Raw genomic sequence first — 3,222 nt, forward strand, 5'->3', positions numbered from 1 at the left:
GCATGTATTGCCCAAAGGCTTTTGCAAAGTGAGGTACTATGGATTCCTGCATCAGAGGTGTAGGGAAAAGTTGAAATCAATCAAAAAACAGTTGAAACTGCCAGAGATCATTATACCGGTTATAGAACCCGGAAAACATTTCTGCCCTCATTGCGGTGAAGAGCTGGTACTTGTTCGCATCCTGCAACCTCAACGGGGGCCTCCGTGAGAAAGGTGCACACCCTTTCTGCATTGTATCTGCTGCCAATTGTCTTCTTGAGGCAGCCACGGACGGGTTTATCCTTTGGAATCCGAATTGTCATTCAAGAGATTATCACTGTCTCCCTGCTTGAAAAAGCCAGTCTGGATCAACACTCTGGTATCCAATTGTTGACCGGCTTAGCCCTTTTTGACCAATTCCAGGAAAGAACTCCCATCACACGCCATTAATAGAAAACACAAAGAGAAGCTTCGCTTAATTCAACACAGGATTGTAGCACACGGGGCGTGTGCTACGAATCCTTTACTCGTTCGCCAGTTAATTATTGGTGTGATGCCATATACTCTGTAACAGCTTGGGACAATAGACCGGACCGAGTTTCTCCGTGATTTCTTGCGTAATTATCAACAGTGTTTAGTAATCTTTCCGGTATGGTGATATTTACACGTTTTGCTTTCAGTGATAATTTGCTAATATCAATATCTACTAAAGCCCAGAGACCATCTTTATAATTAGGATTATCTTTATGGCTTTCTATAGAGGTTGGCACAGGGATTGGTTCTGAATCAAGGAGCATTCCTTCGATATGACATTCTGCTGCTTCTTGAGACATAGCAATAGCTTCTTCAATTGACGTACCAACAGAGAAGCATCCTGGAATATCAGGAATAGTTACTCCGTAATCCGAGTTATTGTCCTTATGAATGACAATTGGATATTTCATTGTTTATCTCCACTTCCAACCGGCTTGCCGATAAATATTTCGCAGGGTACCGACAGGAAAATCCTTTTTCGGGTGTGGTACAGTTACTTTTCCTGATTTCACGGGATGTTTGAATTGGTGGTGGTCACCTTTGGTATGATGAAGTAACCATCCATCCTTTTTCAATTTCCTAATAATATCCCTGCTATTCATGGTGTGTATTATACACATGTTTCCTATACTGAGTCAAGAAGAGGTTTGAATTCATTCTTGATGTAGCTTTCTGCGTTTACAAATTAACTTCGATATCTCTGATTGCATGATGGATTTGCTATTATAGGCGAACGCCCTGCATAACCGGAACAGTACTCTCAAGCTAAAAATATAGCGGGTGTTTCCGGTTGATGCAGTTGTTCTGCATATTGATCATTCTTCATCATTAAATATGTATACTCTGTAATAGTCCTCAGGCTCATACACTGTTGCTACTGCACCGAACCGGTTCATATGGAGTTCCACAGTCTCATTGATGGGTAATCCCTCGAGAAACACTCCACCGAGCCACTCGCCTTCCGGGGAAAACACATCCCAGATATGCTCATTCACTGTACCGCGTCTGGCCCATAGGTTACCGATTGAATCGACATCCATCTGCCCGACGAAAGGTCGAAACTCTGGGAACATGCCGGGTATATTCCTTGGATGCGCTGTATCAGGCCATAAATGCACCAAAGGAATGATGTATCCTACGTCATCATCTGAGACTGGAATGGTAGTTGCAGCCTTGCGGAGAGTACGAATAGTATCGCCTTCTGTGGTTAAGACTTGTATTTCATAATTATCTGAAACACAGTCGGATATGTAAACCTCACCATTATTCCCTGTTGTCACAACCTTGTAGCAGGAAAGCCAATCCAGAGGTTCCTCATCGATATTCTGCTGGTTAGAGAAATAGGTTGTTTGGGTTTCTCCGTTCTCTATCGAACAGCGAATGATCTCCCATTCTTGGACAATGGTCTGATTAAGAACCTCACGGGTGTATGAGTACTTCACAAAAGTAGAATCATCACAAGGGAATATTGCCCAGTCGATAGGGCTGAATAAAGGGTCTATTGGGATACTATATAGGTATTCTCCTTCTTGCGAGAAGACTACGAATTCATCACCCATCCGATCCTGTATCAACAGATGTCCATTTGTCATCAATCCCATATGGATGGCGCCCTGGAATTCTCCTGGTCCTGATCCCATACCACCGAAGGAATTTTGGAATACCCCAGTCATAGTGAATACAGAAATTCTTCCGGTGAGTATATCCAATACTGCAAATCTTCTGTCTGGTAAGGGAGTTGCACTGGTAATGTATGCGAACATCTCAGTGGAATCACCCATAAATACGCCGATCGAATCAACAACTATCAGAGTATCAAGCATGAATGAATCCATTGAATCTGGATCGTCAGAATCTGTATTGTCACCTGTGCATGCAAATGAGAGAGGGATGGTGATCAGAAATAGTAGAAGCATTGTATTGAGGAATGATTGTCTGTTGTTCATGAAACCTCTCCAATTGCTGTTCCAGAGTGATCCGATTTCCATTTTGTTGCTTTCTGCAGAACGTCTCAAATCAGCAGAATGCGTTTTGTGAACGGTAAACCTTAGACGCATTTCTGTTGAATTTGATTGTTCGAAAATCATTTCTTTACATCAAGTCGATATCGACATCGATATCGTGCACCATGCTCATACATTTCATGATTCTTTGGAATACGTACTGTCTCAACATATTGTGCACCTATAATTTCACAAGTCTTTCTGGATGGAATATTTTTTGGATCAACGGTTAGCCACAGTGCCTTCAGACCGTGATCCAGGGCGAGTGATCGCAATAAATAGCAACTGCGAGCCGCATACCGGTGTCCCCGGTATTCTTCGTTTACTTCATATCCGATATGACCTGGATATTGGAGGGTACGAGCAGAGGCGATTCGAAGTCGGATGCATCCCATGCACTCAGAAGTTTTTGTGTGGCGCATCTCGAACTCGTAGCTAGGCGAATACTTCTTGATTGGATCAGCTTGCGTTTTTTTTACTAAAAACAGTTCAAGATCGTCATCAATGAGTTTACCGGGGTTAATAAATTCGAAAGGTGTTTTCATATTTTTCCTTCGAACGCTCTGGCTCAGTAGCAAGCAGTAAAAAGAGTGGAAGAACAAGGTAGTGCTTGTCTACTGCAGCCAGTTGTTCTACCTTCCGGTTCAGTTATTTTCTACAAGCTTGATTTCTAGATGACAATTTAAGGCATTTGCATATTTTTTTA

Annotated in this window: 4 protein-coding genes; all 4 read right to left on the bottom strand. The window is 42.4% G+C overall.

Annotation, left to right across the window (positions count from 1 at the left end; genetic code table 11):
- Positions 1–521 precede the first annotated feature (521 nt).
- A complete protein-coding gene (locus tag K8S15_05600; GenBank protein MCD4775510.1) occupies positions 522–923 on the bottom strand; it encodes a type II toxin-antitoxin system HicB family antitoxin in 402 nt (133 codons plus the stop codon).
- Between the two features lie 3 nt (positions 924–926).
- Entirely contained in the window at positions 927–1,115 is a 189-nt protein-coding gene (locus tag K8S15_05605; protein MCD4775511.1) for a type II toxin-antitoxin system HicA family toxin, read from the bottom strand.
- Between the two features lie 213 nt (positions 1,116–1,328).
- Positions 1,329–2,501 carry a 6-bladed beta-propeller gene (locus K8S15_05610; protein MCD4775512.1) on the bottom strand — a complete coding sequence of 391 codons (1,173 nt, stop codon included), beginning with the start codon at positions 2,499–2,501 and terminating at the stop codon, positions 1,329–1,331.
- Between the two features lie 95 nt (positions 2,502–2,596).
- Complete coding sequence (locus tag K8S15_05615; protein ID MCD4775513.1) at positions 2,597–3,061, bottom strand: GNAT family N-acetyltransferase; 465 nt, start codon at positions 3,059–3,061, stop codon at positions 2,597–2,599.
- Positions 3,062–3,222: the final 161 nt, after the last annotated feature.

This window comes from Candidatus Aegiribacteria sp. (assembly GCA_021108005.1).
Classification (GTDB): domain Bacteria; phylum Fermentibacterota; class Fermentibacteria; order Fermentibacterales; family JCC-6; genus Aegiribacteria.